Below are 19500 nucleotides of genomic sequence, written 5' to 3' on the forward strand. Positions count from 1 at the left end.
GACGGAGCCATGACACGTTCGCTGGCCTGGGAGGACGCCGCGCTGGTCGCGGTCGACCAGTGCGCACTTCCGCACGAGTACCGGCTTCTTCACCTGCGCACGGTGGATGAGGTGATCGACGCGATCAACCGGCTGGCGATCCGGGGCGCCCCCGCCATCGGGGTCGCCGGTGCGCTGGCCGTCGCGATATCCGCGGCCCAGCACACCAGGAACGGGCAGTGCGACGAGATCGCGGTGCGCGCCGACGCCCGCCGCATCGCCGACGCCCGACCGACCGCGGTGAATCTGACCTGGGCGGTGCGCCGGGTCGCCGAGCGCATCCCGCAGGGCGCCGGCGCCGTGCTCGACGAGGCGCTGGTGATCCTGGCCGAGGACGAGCGGCTCAACCTCGCCGTCGCCGAGCACACCGCCGATCTGGTGCTGCGCCTGTGTGGCCATCGGCCGCTGCGGCTGGTGACCCACTGCAACACCGGGCGCCTGGCCACCGTGGCGCGGGGCACCGCGCTCGGTGCGATCGGGTTGCTGGCCGACGCGGGCCACGTCGAGGAGGTCCTGTTCGGCGAGACCCGCCCGCTCTTGCAGGGCGCCAGGCTGACCGCGTGGGAGCTGGCCGAGGCGGGCATCCCGCACCGGTTGTGCGTCGACTCGGCGCTGCCCGCCGCGCTGGCCGCGGGCATGGCCGACTGCGTGCTCGTCGGCGCGGACCGGGTGTGCGCCAACGGAGACGTCGCGAACAAGATCGGGACCTACTCACTCGCCCTGGCCGCGCATCAGGCGGGGGTGCCCTTCATCGTGGCCGCCCCGATGTCCACTGTGGACGAAACGGTGGCCGACGGCGGCGCCATCGTGATCGAGCAGCGCGAGCCCGACGAGGTGACCATGCTGGCGGGCGTGGCCATCGCCCCGGTGGGCACTCGCGTGTTCAATCCCGCGTTCGACGTCACCCCCGCCGAGTTGGTGACCGCCGTGGTCACCGAGAACGGCACGTACCGCCCGGTCGGCGCTCGTCGCGAGGTGGCCTCGTGACCCCCGCGGAGGAACTGGCCCAGTTCGCCGCCAAGCTGTACACGCGGGGCTGGATGGAGGGCACCGCGGGCAACATCTCGGTCCGTCTGCCCGACGGGGCGGCCCTGATCACCGCGAGTGGGGTCAGCAAGGGCGAACTGACGGCCGCGGACACCGTGCGGGTGAGCATCGCCGACTCACGCCCGGTCGAACCCGGCAGGAGGCAACCGTCGGCGGAGACAACCATCCACACCGCGCTGTATCGCCGGTTCGCCGGTTGCCAGGCGGTCGTGCACGCGCACCCGCCCTACGCGACCGCGGTGGCGGCGATCGCCGCCGCGCGCGGCGAGGACATGGTCACGTTCTCCGGACTGGAGATCATCAAAGGACTCCGCGGGGGTGACCCGGCCTCGGTCACGGTCCCGGTCTTCCCCAACCACGCCGAAGTGCCGCGCATCGCCGCGGAAGTCGAGGCGCGGGTGGCCATGCGCACGCCGCCGGTGTTCCTGATCGGCGCCCACGGCGCGACGAGCTGGGGCCCGAGCCTGCGCGTGGCGCGCGACCGGATGGAGTGCCTGGAGACGCTGTGCCGGTTGCGGCTGTTGATCGACCGAGCCGCGAGCTGAGAGGAGAGCGCGATGACTCTGCTGCAGATCATGGCTGATGACGACGCCGCCAGTGTGCTGCTCCGCACCGACGACCTCGACGAGATCGCCGCGAGCCTGGCGCCGTTCGGCGTCACCCTCCGGCGCTGGGCCACGGTGCCGCTGCCCGCCGCTGCCGCGCAGGACGACGTGCTCACCGCGTATCGGTCCGAAGTGGACACACTGTCGGCGGAAGGCCCCTACCCGCTGGTCGACGTCGTGCGCATGGTGCCCGACGACGCCGATCCGGGTGGCGAACGAACGCGGGCGGCGCGGCTCAAGTTCCTCGAGGAGCACACCCACGACGAGGACGAGGTGCGCTTCTTCGTCGAGGGGACCGGGTGCTTCTACCTGCACCTGCGGGACAAGGTATACGCGGTGGTGTGCACGGCGGGCGACCTGATGTCGGTGCCCGCGGGCACCACGCACTGGTTCGACATGGGGACTCGACCCAGCTTCTGCGCCATCCGGTTCTTCCAGGCCGAGGACGGCTGGGTGGCCGGGTTCACCGGGTCCGCGATCGCCGCCACCATGCCCACCCTCGACGAGCTTGCCCCAGCGGCGTCCGATTTGTTGTCTTTGGAAGGTGAACGGAATGCTGGTTGACGAGACCACCAGGCTGCTGGCGGCCACGGAGTTCCTCGATCACGAGAGCCCGACCGTGCGGGAGTTCGTCGACCGCGCGCTGCGGGGTACGGGGGGAACCCCGACCGAGAAAGCCGTCGCGCTCTATTACGCCGTGCGCGACGACATCCTCTACGAGGTGTACGGCGCGAACCTGCGCAGGGAGGGACTCCAGGCCAGTTCCATTCTGGAGACCGGGCGTGGTTTCTGCGTGCACAAGTCCATCGTGTTCGTCGCGGCCTGTCGGGCCGCGGGCATCCCGGCCCGGCTGGTGATGACCGATGTGCGCAACCACTTGGCGTCGCCACGGCTGCGCCGGCTGGTCGGCGGCGATGTCTTCCGGTTCCACGCGTTGGCGTCGGTGTACCTGGAGGGCAAGTGGGTCAGGGCGACGCCGGTGTTCAACAAGCTGCTGTGCAAGGTTTACGGCATCACGCCGCTGGAGTTCGACGGCACCGAGGACAGTGTGTACCACCCGTATGACAAGGGTGGGCAGCGGTACATGGAATTCCTCCACGAGTACGGCGAGTTCGACGACTTCCCGTTCCTGCTGGTCACCGAGGGAATCCGGGCCGCGCACCCGAAACTGTTCGCCAGCCAGTTCGAACTGACCGAAGGCTCACTCGCGGCCGAGGCGGCGGCGCCCGCGGGCGCGGAGCCCGCCCGGGCTGAGCTGTCCCCGCAGGCCGCCGACCTGGTCGAGCAGTTCGACCTCGCCGCGCGCGAACTGCGCTCCGCGCGCGCCGAGCTGACCGAGCACGCCGATTTCTGCGCCGAGCACGGGCTGATGCTCGACCGGACGGTGCTCGACCGGCTCGCCGCGGACGCCCTGCACGCGCAGGAACGGGTGGGGGTGCAGCGTGCGCTGGTGAGCTCGCATCGCGCCGTGGACTCCGACGTGCTGACCGCGGGTGAGTCGGTGCTGCGCTTCGCGCTGGCGACCGTCGCCTATGTGCGCAACGCCGCGGAGTGGTCGGCGCAGTCCTATGGGCAGTCGAAGGTCGTGCAGTTCTTCGACACCCGCTCGCAGGAGTCACCCGAGATGAACTACGACCGCAACGGCACGCACAGTGCGGTGCTGCGCGTGGAGCGCCAACTGCTGGACGTGCTGGAGTTCCCGCCCGACGAGTTCGGCCTGCTGGTGGCGTCCTCGGGAATGGCGGCGTTCACCGCGATCGAGGCGTTCCTCATCCGGGACCGGCTCACGGCGGGCGACACCGTCCTGCAGGCGCCCTACACCTACTACGAGGCCACCGAGCAGCTCGACGGACTGTCGTTCATCAACCTGGTGCGCTCGGCGAGCTATTCGGTCGAGGACATCATCGCCGAGGTTGTCCGGCACCGGCCCAAGGTGGTCTTCGCCGACCCGGTGGCCAACAGCGCCCGGCAGCGCATGGTCGACATCCCCCGGCTGCTGGCCCGCATGCGCGAGGTGGTCACCCACCGCACCACCGTCATCGTCGATGGCACCATGCTCGCCGCGGCGCTGCCCGCCGACCTGCTGCGCAGCGACGACAAGCTGGAGATCGTGTACTACGAGAGCTGCACGAAGTACATGCAGCTGGGGATGGACGCGACCCTGGCGGGCATGATCGCCTTCCCGATCGAACTGCGGCCCCGCCTCGACCAGCTGCGCCGCAACACCGGCACCGTCCTCTACCGACACAACGCCGAGCTGTTCCCGCGCTACGACCGGGCTTTCCTCAAGCGCAGGATGGAGCGGATCTGCGCCAACGCCGAAGACCTCGCCACCGCGCTGCACGCCGACGCCCGGGTTCGCGACGCCGGGGTGGTGGTCTACCCCAAGCTGCCGCACCACCCGGACGCGGACATCGCGGCGGCGCTGCCGTACGCGGGCGGCGTGGTGACGTTCCTGCTGCACGAGGACGGCCGCAACAACAAGCCCGAGTTGCACGGCGTCATCGAGCTGATCCTGGCCAACGCCCGCGAACGCGGCGTGCAGCTGACCAAGGGCGTCAGCTTCGGCTACGCGGTGCCCCGCCTCTGGGTCCAGGACATCACCGACGACGACCCGTGGTTCGTCCGCATCTTCGCGGGTGACCGCGGCGACCAGATCGACGTTCTCGCCGCGGCCATCGCCGACGGCCTGGCCGAGGCGCACGCCAAGATGTCCGACGGCCAGGCGGGCGAGCTGGCCGCCTGACTCGGCGACCCACAGGCCGCGGCTACCGGAAACGGAAGCCGCGGCCTGTGGCGTTTGCGGTGCAATGCCGGTGGCGGCGGACTTACCGGACAGTGCCTGCGGCCTCTCCGGCGGATCACGAGGCCATAGACTCTGGCCATGATTAACGTCCGGGTCCGTAGCGAGAGCGGCGCGATCGCGCTTCGCGCGAGGCATGGTGTGGCCTGGAGCCCGGAGCTGGCCGGGCTCAACCAGTCGGAGTTTCCGATGCTCGCGCACCTCCTGCCATACGCAGACACCATGTTCAACCACCGGCAGGTGTCGACCCTGTTGGACGAGATACCGCGACTGCCACCGGGCGTGGTTACCGATGAATTCGCGCAAGAACTCGCCGAGCTGGGGCAGGCGGTTCTCGATGCACAGCACTTGTACCTGTGGTTTCTCGGGGACTAAGACCGCAGCTGCCGAAACGTCAGGAAGATCTTGCCACGGCATGGCCGTGCTTGCCGGACGCACGCCGATGGCCGCGGCCCCCAGTCGGGAGCCGCGGCCATAGGTGCTCTGTCCTCAATAGAGTGTCCTCAGTAGAGTCCGAGGAAGCGGGCGACCTTGTCCCGCTGCACCTCCGACGTTCCGGAATAGATGGTGCCCGCGGTGGCGTCTCGAAGATCCTTCTCGATGCCGTACTCGTGCAGGTAGCCGCGGCCGCCGAAGATCTGCACCGCGTCCAGTGCCGACTTCAGGTTCGCCTCGCTGGCAAGCAGCTTGCCGATCGCGACGTCGGCCCGGACGTCATCGCCCGCCAAGCTGCGGACGGCGGTGTCGAACAGCCAGCGCCGCGCGGTCTCGAACGCGATCCGCATGTCCACGATGCGGCCGGAGATCTGCTGGAACTCCCCGATGGCCTTGCCGAACTGCTTGCGCGACCTGGCGAACTCGACGCACCGGTCGATGCGGTGGCGCATCGAGCCCAGCGTGATCACGAAGGAGCAGAGGATCTCCCACTTCATCACGTGGTCGAGAATAAGGAACCCGGAACCCGGTTTGCCGACGACGTCGCGGTCCGGCACGAAGCAGTCGGTGAAGGTCAGCGAACCCAGCGGCGAGGTGCGCAGCCCCATCTTGTCCACCGCCGGCCCCACGAGCAGACCAGGATTGTCCTTGTCGACCAACAGCGCGGAGAGCCCGAACGGGCCCTTTTCGCCGCCGGTGCGGACGTAGACGAGAATCAGGTCGGCGACCGGTCCGCTGCTGATGAAACACTTCTCGCCGTTGACGACCCAGCCGCCGTCGACCCGGCGCCCGGTGGTGCGCATGGCGGTGGCGTCCGAGCCTCCCTGCGGCTCGGTGATGGCGTGGGCGCCGATGGCCGACCCATCGCACACCCTGGGCATGTACCGCTCCCGCAGCTGCCGGGAACCGAACCGGTGGATGGGAACCCCGGTGCTGACCATGTGGGTCGACACCGAGAAATTGAGCCCGGCGTCCCGGCAGCCGTGGCCCAGTTCCTCGAGCACCGTCATGGTGGTGACCAGGTCTTGGCCGAGGCCGCCGAACTCCTCGTCGAACGGCAGGCCGAGCAGGCCGGAGTCGCCGATCAGCTTCCACTGGTCGGCGGGGAACTCAGCGGCTGTGTCGCGCTCGAGGTGACCCTCGCCCCAGGCGGCGAACTCGGGCGCGAAACGGGCGCGCATGGCCTGCCCGCCTTCCATCCGTGCTGACATCGAAGATGCCACCTCTCAGGTCAGTAGTTGGAGAATCTGAGTGCCTCCTCGCTGAAGTCGTGCACCTCCGTACCCTTGAGCGCCGGGGTGAACATGCACACCAGGCGTAAGTCCTCCCACGGGGACGCGATGAGGTAGTGCGCGTCGTTGTTGTTCAGCGCGTACATGGTTCCGACCTCGATCGCGTGTTCGTTGCCCTCCGCGTCGACGACCATGCCGCTGCCCGCGATGCAGTAACACGCCTCAAGGTGGTTGCGGTAGTGCAGCGGCGACCGTGTGCCCGCGCGGACCAAGGTGTCGGTGAGGGTGTACCCCATTCCGTCCGCGGCGACGAGAAAGCGCGTGCTGGTGCCGTTGCCCCACTCGACGGGGGCGATGTCGGAGAACTTGCGAACGATCATGGCTGCGGCCCTTCGGTAGTGGTGTGGGGGTCAGGCGGTACGGGGTCAGGCGGCGCGGTACTGCTCGCTCAGTGCCGATTCGGTGAACGCGCGGATCGCCGACACCGAGGTGAAGTTGTGCTCCGCGAACTCCACCTGGTCGAGGTCGATGTCGAACTCGGTGCCGAGCCAGGTGATGACTCGAAGCAGCGCGAGGCTGTCGATGACGCCGTTGCCGATGAGGTCGTAGTCGTCGGCAAGGTCCGCGGGCCGCAGGTCCGGGAGGAACTCGGCGACAACGAAACTCCTGATCACCTCGGATGTGGTCACGATTGACTCCTGTTCAGCAGCCGGGCGCTGATCGCGCGCCGGTCGACTTTGCCCGTCGAGGTCGTCGGCAACGCGATGCCGACCACCTGGATGGAGGTGGGGATCGCCGCGCGCGGCAGCCGCAGGCGGCAGTGCTCACGCAGGGCCAAACTGTTGAGTGCCGCGCTTTCGGTGTCTTCGCTGTCCCTGCCACGCACCACGGCGTGCAGCCGGATCCCGGCCACCTCGTCCGGCACACCGATGACGGCGGCTTCGCGGACCTGCGCGTGATCGAGCAGCACCTGTTCGACCTCCTCCAAGTTGACCCGGGTGCCGCGCACCTTGACCCTGAAGTCGGTGCGGCCCACCAATGTGTGCAGGCCGCCACGGTCGCGCCGGACCAGGTCACCCGAGCGGAAGTAGGGTCGGTCGTGCGTGCCGACGCGGACGAACTCGGCGCCGTCGGAGGCCAGGTAGCCCGTGGTCTGGAAGGGCGTGTTGACCACCAGCTCGCCGGTGCACTCGCCGGTGAGGACGGCGCCGTCGGCGTCGAGCACCAGGGCGTCGACTCCAGGCAGCGGGAATCCGATGGGCAGCTCGCCGTCGCCGCTCGCGGCGGTGAGCTCGTGCCGGAAGCTGTCGTTGGTCTCGGTGCAGCCGTAGATGTTGTGCAGCCGGGCGTTCGGGAACATCGCGGGCAGCTTGGCCAGCAGCGGCGCGGGTGTGCGGTCGCCGGTCAGGATGACGTGGCGCACGGCGGTGAACGCCGTGCCGTCCCAGGCGTCGGCGAGCAGCCGGAACAGCATCGGCACCGCCTGCACGACGGTGCCGCGGCGCACGAGTTCGGCCAGATGCCTGCCATCGGTGGCCCGGTCGCTGCCGACGAGCACGGCGGTACCGCCCGCGGCCAGCGTCGACCAGACATCCAGCAGCGCGAGGTCGAAGTTCAACGGCGCGTAGTTGAGCACGTCCGTGTCAGGCCCGATGTCGAACTGGTCTGCCGCCCACCGCGCGAACCGGGCGATCGCGCCGTGGGTGAGCGGGACGATCTTCGGCGTTCCCGTCGAGCCCGACGTCGTCAACAGCAGCGCGGTGTCCTCAGCCGCGTCAGGCACCGGGGCGCCCGGGATCCGGCCCGGGGCCAGGTCCAGCGGACCGGCCGGGTCCGCGGTGAGCACTGCCGCACAGCCCGTCCGGGCCACGAGTTCGGCGAATGTCCGCTCACCCAGGTCCGCCGCCGCGATGAGCACGGGCCGCCGTCCGCGCAGGCAGGCCACGATCAGCGCGACAGTCTCCGGCGTCTTGGCGGCGTGCACCGCGACGGGCGCGCCCGCGGCGAGGTTGAGCGCGTCGATACCGGCCAGTGCGGCATCGGCCATGGCATCGAGTTCGGCGTAGTCGACTTGCCGGAGCCCCGACACGAGCGCGACAGCGTCCGGGCGGGTCCTGGCTTGCTCGGCGATACGGTCGAGTAGCGATCGCGTTTCCATAAGGTCTCCAGAAGCAACCCAAACCCGCGGGAGCCGCCGTGGCGGAAGGGGACTGGTAGTGCGGCGAATCGTGTTAAATGGAACGGTAGTCCATGAATTCGTCACGGACTTCCTCATGGCTGCGATATAGATCCGGTCAGCGCGGGCCATGCGCGGCGAAGCTGAATACGAAGGCGCACAAGGGAAATTGAGCCGATCAGCGGTGGTCGCGGAGGGAGCTCGATCCGAACAGGATCGTCCACATTGACCAGTGCGGTGCGGACCATATGTCCACTGTGGACAATTTCTCAACCGTTTGCGTACCGCGGGATCGATTCGGGCGAAGTCGTGTGCGACATGCCCGGGATCGGCGGGCCTGTCTCCAGCACGGTCATCGGCGGTCTCCGCTCTGGTCGCTCGAACGCGCTCGCGCCTTCGCGGTGACTCCGGCGCGGCACACCTCAAGTGTCCTTTCCGGACCGCGATCTCGTCATCTCCGCGATTGCGCCACGTCATGTTTCGAGCATGCGCAAGTCATGTGACAGGCACGACTCGCGTCCCGATCCGATGTGGACGTCGCGGCCGATCCCGGCCACATCAGCGAGGGATCCTCGCCAGGACAAGGGGATCCGAACTGCTCGGGCAATGGTCAGGATGGCTTCCTGGCCCGGCAGGTCGTCCCATAAAGCAATTCAGCCTCCCGGCAGTGCGCCGGGAGACTGAACTGAAGCCTGGTGCGACCTCAGGCCGCCGCGGCGGCAACGCCGTTGAGGTGGACGGGCAGGGCGAGGTGCCCGTTCATGATGAAGGTCGGAATGGGCACGAGCTCCGTGGGCGCGGTGGCGAGGGTCAGGTTGGGGAACCGCTCGAACAAGGCCGAGAGACCGGTTTTGGCCACCATCCTGGCGATGCCGGCGCCGAGGCAGTAGTGGGGACCGTGGCCGAACGACAGGTGCTCCTTGTCCTGACGGGTGACGTCAAAGGTGGCGGCCGAGTCGCCGTGCAGCGCGGGGTCCCGTCCGATGGCGGCGTAGTTGATCAGAATCGGGTCGCCCTTGGGGATAGTCACGCCGTCCAACGCAATGTCTTCGACCGCGTAGCGCAGTGGCAGGCTCGCGAGGGGCGACTCCACCCGCAGCACCTCTTCGATGACGGCGTCCCAGGAGACCTGGCCCGACTTGACCAACTCGAGCTGCTCGGGATGGGTGAGCATCGCGGTGACCGCGTTGTCGAAGAAGTTGATCGTGGTCTCCGAGCCCGCACCGAGAATGGCGAAGGTGGTGTCCACCAGCTCCTGCTCGGTCAGCACCGAGCCGTCCTCGTCCCGCGCGGCGATCAGGTCGCTCGTGATGTCCTCGCCGGGCTGAGCACGCTTGAGTGCGATGAGATCCTCGATGGCGCCGCGCCAGCCGAGCAAGATGCCCTGAGCCTGCTCGGAGGTCACATCGGTCCTCGCCATCAGGTCCATGACCTTCGCGGCGGCGATCCTGGCTTCCTCCGACATGCCGATCAGTTCGGCCACCAGCATGCCGGGCAACGGATAGGCGAACGCCGCCTTCAGGTCGATCACCTCACCGGAGGCCGCGGCGCTTTCCATGCGGTCCAGCAACATGTTGGTCAGCTCCGACGCCAGCGGACGGACCGCCTCGGGTCGGCGTGAGCTGAAGGCCTTGCCGATCAGCCTGCGCAGGCGACGGTGGTCCTGGCCGAAGGTGGTGGACACGTTGTCCATCGCGACCCAGCTGATCATCTCCCAGTCGGCTGGGACCTCGTTGTTGATGAAGGCGGGCCAGTGGTTCCGGGCGCTCTTGGTGACATTCGGGTCGCTCAGCAGCTTCTTGCTGACCTCATAGCTGTTGACCGACCAGCACAGGACACCGCCGGGGAGTTCCACCTGGGTGGCGGGACCCTGCGCGCGCAGTTGGTCGGCTTGGGCATGCAGGTATCGACCAGTGTTGTCTAACGGAACTGGACGGCTTGTCTCCATAGCTGTCTCCCGAGATCTCTCAATGGCTCCGCCCAGGACTATCAGCGCCGAGCAGACGGGCACCCATTAGCACTTGAATAAATGATACTGGGGCTCAGGCAATTGAGAAGGGATTCCTGACGTCACCGACTATTGTCAGCAATCAGCAAGACGGGCATTATGGAGGGCAGTCGCCTGCAGCAGCGCGACCTCCACCGCGATTGGATTACCGCGGTGGAGTGCACGCCGCTGCCGGCGATGATGGTGGCTGCCGCGCGGAGGTGGCTGGAGCCCTAGAGCAACTTGGCCAGGCGGTCGAACGCGGGCATCGAACCCTCGCCCATGCCGTTGCTGACCATGCCGTCGCGGGCTTCGACCGACTCGAAGATGCCCTGGTCGGTCACCTTGGTCTTGCCGTCGGGCAGTTCCTCGAAGGTGACCGTCTGCAGGATGACGATGGGTGCGCCCTCGTACTGCCACGTGAAGACCAGCTGCTCAGGGGCGGTCACTTCGTGGTAAACGCCGCGGAAGTTGAAGTCCTCGCCGAGGTCCACCACGAATCGCCATGAGCCGCCTGTTTCGACCTCCAGCTTGTCGACGGTCAGCGGGTGCCCTTCCGGACCCCACCATTCGGCGGTGAGCTTGGGGTCGTTGTAGGCCTCGAAAACTCGTTCGCGCGGCGCGTCGAAGACGTAGGTGGTCTTGATTTCCGTGCTGCCTGGCTCTGCGGTAAACGCACGCTCTGCCATAACTGGCCATCCTCCGTTATTGTATGTCAATAGTGCCGAATTGCATGTTCGATGCTATTGACGCCGTTGTTGCTTGTCAACTTGAACAATGAGTGTCCGGGGAGATTCATACAATGCCCGAATTGACCCGAACGCCTTTGTTGCCGGGAGCCGTCGGGCGGCTCCCGGCAACAAGGGAACTACTTGTCTTGCGCGGTGGACACTGGAGATCAAGCCACCGGCTTCACGGACTCTTTCCCGATTTCCTCGGCCGGGTCGGCCTGCTCCTCCGCCGCGTCGGCGGGGGCGCCACCGCCCATCGGTTCGACGTGCCGCAACCGCACCGCGGTGATGACCGCGACGGTGCCGATGAGCAGCCCGCCGATGAGGGCGACGGTGTGCAGTCCGCTGGCGAACGCGACGTTCGCCGGTTCGAGCAGCGAACCCGACTGTGCCGCGGGCAGCGTCGCCGCCGCGTCGTAGGCGCCGGCGAGGCTGTCACCGGCCGCTGTCGCCGCGCCTGCCGGAAGGTCGGCCGGAACGTTGTCAGCGATCTGTGCGCGGTAGACGGCGGTGCCGACGGTGCCGAGCACCGCGATCCCAAGCGTGCCACCGAACTCACTGGACAGCTGCACCAGCGAACCCGCCGCGCCCGCCTTCTCCTGCGGGGCGGCACCGAGCACGAGCGGCGTGGCCAACCCGATGATCGGCGCACCCAGGAAGGACAAGATGGCGAACCCGATGATGAAGTGCCACGTGCCGCCGGTCGTCCCGATGGCGACGAAGCTCAACATCACGATCGCGACGCCGATGCCGCCCGCCGCGATCACGAAGCCCGGCTTGAACTTCGCGGCCAGCTTCGGCGCGACGTTGAAGCCGATGGTCGCGGTGGCCATGCCCGGGATCATCGCCACGGCCGCCCCGACCGCGGACATGCCCTCGACGAGCTGGAAGTACAGCACCATGAAGAGCATGACCGCGCCGCCGACGCTGCTGTAGGACAAGGCCATCGACAGCGGCGAGGTCACCCTGGCGTTGCCGAACAGCGACAGGTCGACCAGCGGGTCGGTCAGCGTGCGCTGGCGCCGCACGAACACGATGGCGCAGAGCACACCGAAGACCAGCGAGGCGACGGGCAGGAACTGCCAGCCCTCCTTCGCCAGCTGCTTGATGCCGTAGATGATCGGCAGCATCGCGGCCAGCGAGAGGACAACGCTTGTCGGGTCGAGCTTGCCCGCGTTCGGATTCTTGAACTCGGGCAGGATGATCGGGGCGAAGATCAGCACGGCGATCATGAGCGGAACGCCGAGCACGAACACCGAGCCCCACCAGTAGTTGGCGAGCAGGAAGCCGCCGAGGATCGGGCCGAGCAGGGCGCCGACCGTGAACGTGCCACCCCACACGCCGAAGGCGACCATCATCTGCTTGGGGTCCTTGAACATGAACGCGATCAGGCCCAGGGCACACGGACCGAGCGTCGCGCCCGCGATACCCAGCAGAGCGCGGGCCGCGATCAGCATCTCAGGGGTCTGCGAGTACGCACAGAGCAATGAGGCGACCGCGAACGCCGCCGAGCCGATGATGAGCAGCTTGCGACGACCGATCCGGTCGCCCAGCGTTCCCATGGTGACCAGGAACCCGGCAAGCAGGAACCCGTACATGTCCATGATCCACAGCTGCTGGTTGCTGTCCGCTTTCAGATCCGCGGACAGCTGGGGGACCGCCAGCAGCAGCACGAACAGGTCGATGGCCACGACGAAGGTGGGCAGGGCGATGACCAGCAGCCCCAGCCACTCCCGTCGCCCCGCCTTGATTGGAATTTGGCCAGTCACAGTACTGGTCCTTTCGTTGTTTGCGCACACCACGGTTCAACTCCGTGTGCCGCTGTGCGCCAAAGGTCTTTCGACGCCATCATGGTTCCGGTACGACCCCGGCCGCATCTCCCAGAGTGCTATGTCGTGCGCGCTGAGTAACCAAACGACATCCGGACGAGCTGAGGGGCTCCTTCCTGTCGTCGGATGGCGGGACGAGATCCCGCAGAAGGCTGTCGGCTACTTGCCGTCGTAGTCGAGTTGTTGGACTTTCTCCATGACCAGGCCCGAGTACCACTCGGCGTCGCGGAAGTACTCGACCCGCAGCGTCTCCTCGGTCACCGGCCCGGTGCCCTCGATGTTGCGCTCGTAGGTCTCCAGCACGGTCTGCGCCTCGACGGTCGCCGCGGCGAACCGCTCGTCCGCGTCGGCGCCGTTGAGGACATCGCCCATGGCGTTGGTCATGACGTCCTGGTTGCCCGCGAAGTCGCCCATCATCGCGCCGGTCGAGGGCGGGACGATGTTGGCCTTGGCGGTCTCGTCGATGATCGCGGTCGACGGGAACTTCATCACGTGGTCGCTGGCCACCCGGTGGTACGGGTGCTCGTCGAACCAGCCTTCCTCGTCCAGCAGGTTGTAGCCCGCGTGGGTGACGGGGAAGAAGCTGTTGAACTTGTGCCGGTTCGCGTCGTTGCGCGGGTTGTGCGCGAACATCAGGAAGGCCAGCGCGCCGTCCTCGACGGCCTTGTCCAGCCCGGCGGTCACCGACAGCGAGGTGCCCGCGATGGCGTTGCCGTGGTAGGGGACGTTGCTGTTGTACGGCATGATGCCGACGCCGAGCCGGACGCCGGACGCCTTGGCCGCCGCGACCATGTAGTTGACGTCGTTGGACGAGGAGATCCGCATCGCCACTCGTCCCTCGTCGAACGCTTTGTAGGTGTTCTCCCAGTCCGGGATCTTGCCGGTCCACAGGTAGTGGCCGTCGGCGTGCAGTCGCTGCCACCACTTGACGAAGCTCAGAATCTCCTTGGACGACAGATCGGCCTTCGTCGCGCGTCCCGAGCGGCCGTTGTCGTTGTCGACCAGCAGGCCACCTTGGGAGGCGACCGCCTGCTGGAAGAACGTGCCGTGGTTGGACCAGGTGATCGGCTTCTCCGGCGGGTTCGGGCCCGCGGCGACGGCCTCGCACGCGGCGGTGACCTCGTCCCAGGTGACCGGCAGCTTGGTGACCCCGGCCTGCTCGAGCATGTCGAGGTTGGCGTAGATCAGGCTGGTCGTGCCCACCGACGGGATCGAGGTCAGCTCACCGTTGATCGAGTAGTACTCACGGCCCGCGGCGATCAGGTCAGGCAGCACGTTGGGCTCGCCGAGGATCTCGTCCCGACCGGCGACCGCGCGCTCGATCGGGACGAACAGCGGGCTGCCGTCCGGCTTGACCGAGTCGCGGGCCTGGTGGACGAGGTAGAAGTAGTACTCGGCGACGGCAGGCGGGTTGCCCGCCCGTGCGGCGTCGGCGATGTCCACCGGGAACAGCCGGAAGTCCTTGCCTACGACGTTCACTTGGTAGTCGGGGTGTTTGGCGTTGAACTCCTCGCCCAGCTTGAGCCACCGATCCATGTAGCCAGGGAAGGTCAGATCGGCGACCCAGACGTCGACGACGGTCTTACTCATTCGATCTCCTCCTGCTGTCCGGACATGCATCGCGACCCAGGATCGCTGGCCGCCGACGGCGGTCGCATCTCCGCGCGTGCCGTCCTTCGAAGGCCATCGCAAGCGCGGAGATGCGAGCGCGCGAAGCCGGAAAGGATGATGGTCCATCATGAGCATCTCGCGACTCGGAGAGGCGGCCTACGACGCCGCGACGCAGGTCTTCAATCTGTCCGCGCCCGCCCGGCCCGCCGCCGCCGTCACCGCGCGATCCATTGTGGACATCCAGGCGGCACTCGACTTCGCCCGGGGCAACCGACTTCCGGTGCGGACGCACACAACGGGGCACGCGGCGGCGGGGACGCGACCGATGGATGGTTCCGTGCTGATCCGCACCGAGTTGGCAGGCGGCGTCGAGGTGGACGCCGCGCGCCGGATCGCGCGCATCCCGGCGGGCACCCGGTGGGGCGCCGTGGTCGAGGCGACCGCGCCGCACGGGTTGACCGCGCCGCACGGGTCCTCGCCGAGCGTCGGCGCCGTCGGGTACCTGCTGCGCGGCGGGATGAGCTTCTACGGTCGCAAGGTCGGGCTCGCGGTGAACAGCGTGCGGGCGATCGAGCTGGTCACCGCGAATGGTGACGAGGTGCGGGTGGACGCGCAGAACGATCGCGAACTGTTCTGGGCCCTGCGCGGTGGGGGCGGGGGACTCGGTGTCGTCACGGCCATCGAGGTGAACCTGTTCCCAGTGGCCGCGGTGATCACCGGTGGGGCGTATTGGCCCGCAGAGCACGCCGAGCGGCTGCTGAAAATCTGGCTGCGGTGGACCGACGACGCGCCGCGGGAGGCGACCACCTCGGTGCGGGTGCTCAACCTGCCGCCGGTGCCCGGGGTGCCGCCGGAGCTCGCGGGCGGCCCGATGTTCTCTGTGGACGGTGCGGTGATGAGCACCACCGAGGATGTCACCGAGGCGCGAAGGATCGCCGACGACTTGCTCGGCCCGCTGCGCGCGGTGGCCGAGCCGGTGATGGACACCTGGGCGACCACCGGGCCGTCGGCCGTGCTGCACGCGCACATGGACCCCGCTGACCCGGTGCCGTTCGTCGGCGACCACATGCTGCTCGGCGCTCTCGGCGAGGATGGCGCCGCGGAACTGCTGCGGGTGCTCGGTCCTGGCTCTGATTCCCCCTTGGTGGTCGCGGGACTGCGGCAGCTGGGTGGGGCGTTCGCGGAGCCGGACCCGGCCGGGGGAGCGCTCTCCCATCTCGAGGCCCGCTACTCCTACGCGGGCTCCGGCGTGCCGTTCGACCCGATCACCCCGGACATCCTGCGCGGCCACTGCACCAAGGTCCGCGAAGCGTTGGCCCCGTGGGACACCGGACGCACCGTGCCGGGTTTCGTCGAGGATGTCGAACGCCCCCAACGGCATCTCGACGCCGACGGCATCGCCGCCGTCGACGACGTTCGGGTCAAGGTCGACCCGGACGGTCTGTTCCGAGCGGACATCGCCCCCAACGCCACCGCCCTGCCCGCCTCCCCGGAATTTTAAGGTTGGGTCACCGGGCGATTACTGGTGCGGTTGGGTCGGTAACCGTGGCTGGGTCCGTCACGGTGCCCCTTGGGTTGCGGTCAGTTGTCGTGATGGTCAGACAAACCTAGGACGGTTTCGGTCGCCGAGTTCGGTTCGAGTCGGCTGCCGTGTCGGTGGTCGACGCCCATGACTGGTGGACCGTCATCGAGCGCGATCCACCGGTAGGGCAATTCGGGAGGCGCTCGACGTGCGGGTCGGTGTGACCCTGGCTGCAGGGCTATGACCGCGGGTGTGGTTGTCCTCAATGAACGGAGAATGCGATGGGGTCCTCTACCATCCAAGAGCGGTTCGCCGAGCAGGTCGGCTCGACGCCGGACGCGATCGCGGTGTCGCGCGGCGATGTGCGGCTTTCCTATCGGGAGCTCGATGAGCGGGCCAACCGGCTCGCGCATCGGTTGCGCCGCTTGGGGGTCGGCCCCGAGATGCCGGTCGCGGTGCTGATGGAGCGCTCGGTCGATCTGGTGGTGGCCCTGCTCGCCGTGGTGAAGTCCGGCGGTTTCTACTTGCCGCTGCACGACTCCTACCCCCTCGACCGGATGCAGTGGATCATGGACCAGTCCGCCGCTCCGGTGCTGCTGGCCGACGAGGTCACCCGATCCCGCGGTCTGCCGACGGGTGCCGAGGTCGTCCTGGTCGACGGAGAGGAGGGCCTGGTCGACGAGTCGCCGGAGAGCCTGAATGTCGTGGTCGACCCCGGGCAGCTCGCGTACGTGATCTACACCTCCGGCTCGACCGGGCACCCGAAGGGTGTGGCGGTCGCCAACCGCGATGTCATCGGCCTGGTCTTCGATTCCATCTGGGACAGTGGCAGGCACGCCAAGAGCCTGATGATCGCGCCCTACGCGTTCAACGTCTCCACCTACGAGTTCTGGGTGCCGCTGCTGCACGGCGGCCAGATTGTCGTCGGGCCGCCTGGGGATCTGGATGTGTCCGTCCTCGGCAGGCTGATCAGCGCCGAACAGATCACCGGCGTGCACCTGACCGCGGGCCTGTTCCGGGTGGTGGCCGAGGAGGCCCCGGAGAGCCTCGCCGGGGTCCAGGAGGTGCTCACCGGCGGCGACGTGATCGCGCCCGGCGCGGTGGCCCGGGTGCTGGAAGTCAACCCGGACATCGTGATCCGGGCCATGTACGGGGCGACGGAGCTGACCCTGTTCTCCACCCACAGTCCCATGTCCGCCGGCCACCAAGCCGCGGGCGTGGTGCCGCTGGGCGGCCCGATGGACAACGTCCGACTGCACATCCTCGACGAGCGGCTCACCCCGGTGGCCCCCGGCGCGGTCGGCGAGCTGTACATCACCGGCCGCGGCCTTGCCCGCGGCTACTTCGGCAGGCCCGACCTCACCGCGGAGCGATTCGTCGCGAACCCCTTCGGTGGCCCCGGTGAGCGGATGTACCGCACCGGCGATCTGATGCGGCGCAACGCCGACGGGCTGCTGGAGTTCGTCAGCCGGGCAGGCGACCAGGTGAAGATCATGGGCTTCCGGGTCGAGCTCGGCGAGATCGAGGCGGTGCTGGCCAAGCATGCCGGACTCGCGCATGTCGCGGTGGTGGCAAAGGAAAGCAGCACCGGCGAGAAGCGGCTGGTGGCCTACGTCGTGCCGGAAACCGGCGAGGTCGACCAGGCCGCGCTGAAGGCATACGCGGGCGCGGCGCTGCCGGAGTACATGGTGCCTGCCGCGTTCGTCGCACTGGACGCACTTCCGCTGACCCCCAACGGAAAGGTGGACCGGCGCGCGCTGCCGGAGCCGAACTTCGAGAACGTGTCGACCTACCGAGCTCCGGTCGGCGCCCGGCAGGAGGCGCTCTGCAAGGCATTCGCCGACGTGCTCGGGGTGTCCCAGGTCGGCGTCGACGACAGCTTCTTCGACCTCGGGGGCCAGTCGTTGCTGGCGATGCGGTTGATCAGCCGCATCCGGTCGGCGATCGGCGAGGAGCTGACGATCGCGGTGCTGTTCGACCTTCCCACAGTGACCGGGCTGGCCGGCTATCTGGAAGAACGGGCGCAGGCGGCCTGAGAATCGGAGATCGGTGATGACGAGTCCCTTTGACGCGCAGGACGGCACGTATTCGGTGCTGGTCAACGATGAGGGCCAGCATTCGCTGTGGCCCGACTTCGCCGACGTGCCGGCCGGTTGGAGCGCCGTACATGGTCCGGCCGCGCGGGATGCCTGCGTCGAGTACGTCAACGCGAACTGGACTGATCTGCGCCCGCGCGGCGTCGCGGCCCGCGTGGACTCGTGAGTCCGCTGAGTCCTCCTCGCACCTGCTGGACCTCATCCGCTTCGTATCGCACCGCACGCCGCCTACCAACGGAGATGCTCTATGGCCACCCCAGCAAACAGGACCTTCGATGACGTCGTGCTCGACCACGTCGGGTTCTATGTCAGCGACCTCGCCGCGACCGGGCGTTGGTGGACCGACAGTTTCGGCTTCTCGGTGTACGCCAAGGGCGATGCCGCGGTGGCCTTGGGCAGCAACCAGATCCACCTGGTGCTGACCGAGCCGGGCGAGGATCACCCCGGCACCGCCTACCTGGCCAAACACGGCGACGGCGTCTTCGATATCGCACTGCGCACCGCGGACGCGACCGCGGCCTACCAGGAGGCCCTCGCGCGCGGGGCGACCTCGATTGCGCCGCCCACCCGGCACGGTGACCTGATCACCGCCACGATCCAGGGCTTCGGCGACGTCGGGCACACGTTCGTGCAGCGTGCCGCGGATGCCGACGACCACGTGTTGCCGGGTTTCCACCCCGTTCCGGTCGGCGCCGGGCCGAGCACGTACAGCCTGGGCGAGGTGGACCACTTCGCCGTCTGCGTCGAGGCGGGCACGCTCGACGCGACGGTCGAGTTCTACCAGCAGGTGCTGGACTTCGAGCTGATCTTCGTCGAGCGCGTCGAGGTCGGCACCCAGGCGATGACCACGAAGGTCGTGCAGAGTCAGTCGGGATCGGTGACGTTCACCCTGATCGAGCCGGATGTGTCGCGCGATCCCGGGCACATCGACGGTTTCCTGAAAGACCATGACGGCGCGGGCGTGCAGCACATCGCGTTCACCACGGACAACGTCGTCGCGGCGGTCGAGGCCGTGCGGAACAACGGCGTGGAATTCCTCGGTGCTCCGGACATGTACTACCGGCTGCTACCCGAGCGAGTCGAGCTCGTCCGGTACACCGTCGATGAGTTGAAGCAGTTCAGCGTGCTGGTCGACGAAGATCATGACGGGCAGCTCTACCAGATCTTCGCCAAGTCCGTGCATCCGCGCAACACCATCTTCATGGAGCTGATCGAGCGGCTCGGCGCGAGCACGTTCGGCAGTGGCAACATCGCCTCCCTGTATGAGGCCGTCGAGCTGGAACGGCAGCGGGCCGAGACCGAAGCGGCAGGCGGGTCGGACGCGGCCGCGGCCTGAGGTCGTTCGACCGGATCAGCCGACATCGCTTCCGGTCACGAGGGTGGGGCC

General features: G+C 68.0%; 17 protein-coding genes. 9 read left to right on the top strand and 8 right to left on the bottom strand.

The features are described from left to right. Positions 1–9 precede the first annotated feature (9 nt). The 5 genes from mtnA (at position 10) to ACUZ2Y_RS25845 (ending at position 4869) form a co-directional block, all read left to right on the top strand. On the top strand, positions 10–1026 hold the full coding sequence (gene mtnA, locus ACUZ2Y_RS25825; protein WP_476323606.1) for an S-methyl-5-thioribose-1-phosphate isomerase: 1017 nt from the start codon (positions 10–12) through the stop codon (positions 1024–1026). Next, positions 1023–1631: a methylthioribulose 1-phosphate dehydratase gene (gene mtnB / locus ACUZ2Y_RS25830; protein WP_476323608.1), complete on the top strand. Its 609-nt coding sequence runs from the start codon at positions 1023–1025 to the stop codon at positions 1629–1631. The genes mtnA and mtnB overlap by 4 nt, the downstream gene beginning before the upstream one ends. A 12-nt stretch (positions 1632–1643) precedes the next feature. After that, positions 1644–2255, top strand: a complete 612-nt coding sequence (locus tag ACUZ2Y_RS25835) for a 1,2-dihydroxy-3-keto-5-methylthiopentene dioxygenase (protein ID WP_476323611.1) — start codon at positions 1644–1646, stop codon at positions 2253–2255. Then, positions 2245–4437 (top strand): PLP-dependent transferase, encoded by a 2193-nt coding sequence (locus tag ACUZ2Y_RS25840; protein WP_476323614.1) that lies wholly within the window; start codon positions 2245–2247, stop codon positions 4435–4437. Before ACUZ2Y_RS25835 ends, ACUZ2Y_RS25840 begins: the two co-directional genes overlap by 11 nt. A 138-nt stretch (positions 4438–4575) precedes the next feature. After that, positions 4576–4869: a hypothetical protein gene (locus ACUZ2Y_RS25845; protein WP_476323617.1), complete on the top strand. Its 294-nt coding sequence runs from the start codon at positions 4576–4578 to the stop codon at positions 4867–4869. A 128-nt stretch (positions 4870–4997) separates the two neighbouring features. Here the strand turns inward: ACUZ2Y_RS25845 and ACUZ2Y_RS25850 are convergent, their stop codons facing one another. The 8 genes from ACUZ2Y_RS25850 to ACUZ2Y_RS25885 all read right to left on the bottom strand — a co-directional run bounded on the left by ACUZ2Y_RS25850 (position 4998) and on the right by ACUZ2Y_RS25885 (position 14474). Next, a complete protein-coding gene (locus tag ACUZ2Y_RS25850) occupies positions 4998–6140 on the bottom strand; it encodes an acyl-CoA dehydrogenase family protein (RefSeq protein WP_476323620.1) in 1143 nt (380 codons plus the stop codon). 20 nt (positions 6141–6160) lie between these two features. Continuing rightward, positions 6161–6541: an ectoine synthase gene (locus ACUZ2Y_RS25855; protein ID WP_476323623.1), complete on the bottom strand. Its 381-nt coding sequence runs from the start codon at positions 6539–6541 to the stop codon at positions 6161–6163. A gap of 45 nt (positions 6542–6586) precedes the next feature. Then, positions 6587–6850 (bottom strand): acyl carrier protein, encoded by a 264-nt coding sequence (locus ACUZ2Y_RS25860; protein ID WP_476323626.1) that lies wholly within the window; start codon positions 6848–6850, stop codon positions 6587–6589. Beyond that, a complete protein-coding gene (locus tag ACUZ2Y_RS25865; RefSeq protein WP_476323628.1) occupies positions 6847–8319 on the bottom strand; it encodes an AMP-binding protein in 1473 nt (490 codons plus the stop codon). The genes ACUZ2Y_RS25860 and ACUZ2Y_RS25865 overlap by 4 nt, the downstream gene beginning before the upstream one ends. Positions 8320–9040: 721 nt before the next feature. Beyond that, complete coding sequence (locus ACUZ2Y_RS25870) at positions 9041–10348, bottom strand: cytochrome P450 family protein (protein ID WP_476323631.1); 1308 nt, start codon at positions 10346–10348, stop codon at positions 9041–9043. Positions 10349–10557: 209 nt separating this feature from the next. Further along, complete coding sequence (locus ACUZ2Y_RS25875) at positions 10558–11013, bottom strand: SRPBCC domain-containing protein (protein ID WP_476323633.1); 456 nt, start codon at positions 11011–11013, stop codon at positions 10558–10560. A gap of 209 nt (positions 11014–11222) precedes the next feature. Further along, positions 11223–12824 carry an MFS transporter gene (locus ACUZ2Y_RS25880; RefSeq protein WP_476323635.1) on the bottom strand — a complete coding sequence of 534 codons (1602 nt, stop codon included), beginning with the start codon at positions 12822–12824 and terminating at the stop codon, positions 11223–11225. Positions 12825–13043: 219 nt separating this feature from the next. Beyond that, positions 13044–14474: an extracellular solute-binding protein gene (locus tag ACUZ2Y_RS25885; RefSeq protein WP_476323638.1), complete on the bottom strand. Its 1431-nt coding sequence runs from the start codon at positions 14472–14474 to the stop codon at positions 13044–13046. A 148-nt stretch (positions 14475–14622) separates the two neighbouring features. On the opposite strand from ACUZ2Y_RS25885, the gene ACUZ2Y_RS25890 reads away from it, so the two are divergent. The 4 genes from ACUZ2Y_RS25890 to hppD all read left to right on the top strand — a co-directional run bounded on the left by ACUZ2Y_RS25890 (position 14623) and on the right by hppD (position 19449). Beyond that, positions 14623–15996 (top strand): FAD-binding oxidoreductase, encoded by a 1374-nt coding sequence (locus tag ACUZ2Y_RS25890; protein WP_476323641.1) that lies wholly within the window; start codon positions 14623–14625, stop codon positions 15994–15996. A gap of 302 nt (positions 15997–16298) precedes the next feature. Beyond that, positions 16299–18053 carry a non-ribosomal peptide synthetase gene (locus ACUZ2Y_RS25895; RefSeq protein WP_476323644.1) on the top strand — a complete coding sequence of 585 codons (1755 nt, stop codon included), beginning with the start codon at positions 16299–16301 and terminating at the stop codon, positions 18051–18053. A gap of 16 nt (positions 18054–18069) precedes the next feature. Then, the gene (locus ACUZ2Y_RS25900) at positions 18070–18279 is read left to right on the top strand and encodes an MbtH family protein (protein ID WP_476323647.1); all 210 of its coding nucleotides are present in this window, start codon (positions 18070–18072) and stop codon (positions 18277–18279) included. Positions 18280–18360: 81 nt separating this feature from the next. Beyond that, a complete protein-coding gene (hppD, locus tag ACUZ2Y_RS25905; RefSeq protein ID WP_476323650.1) occupies positions 18361–19449 on the top strand; it encodes a 4-hydroxyphenylpyruvate dioxygenase in 1089 nt (362 codons plus the stop codon). Positions 19450–19500: the final 51 nt, after the last annotated feature.

The organism is Actinokineospora sp. UV203 (genome assembly GCF_056323665.1).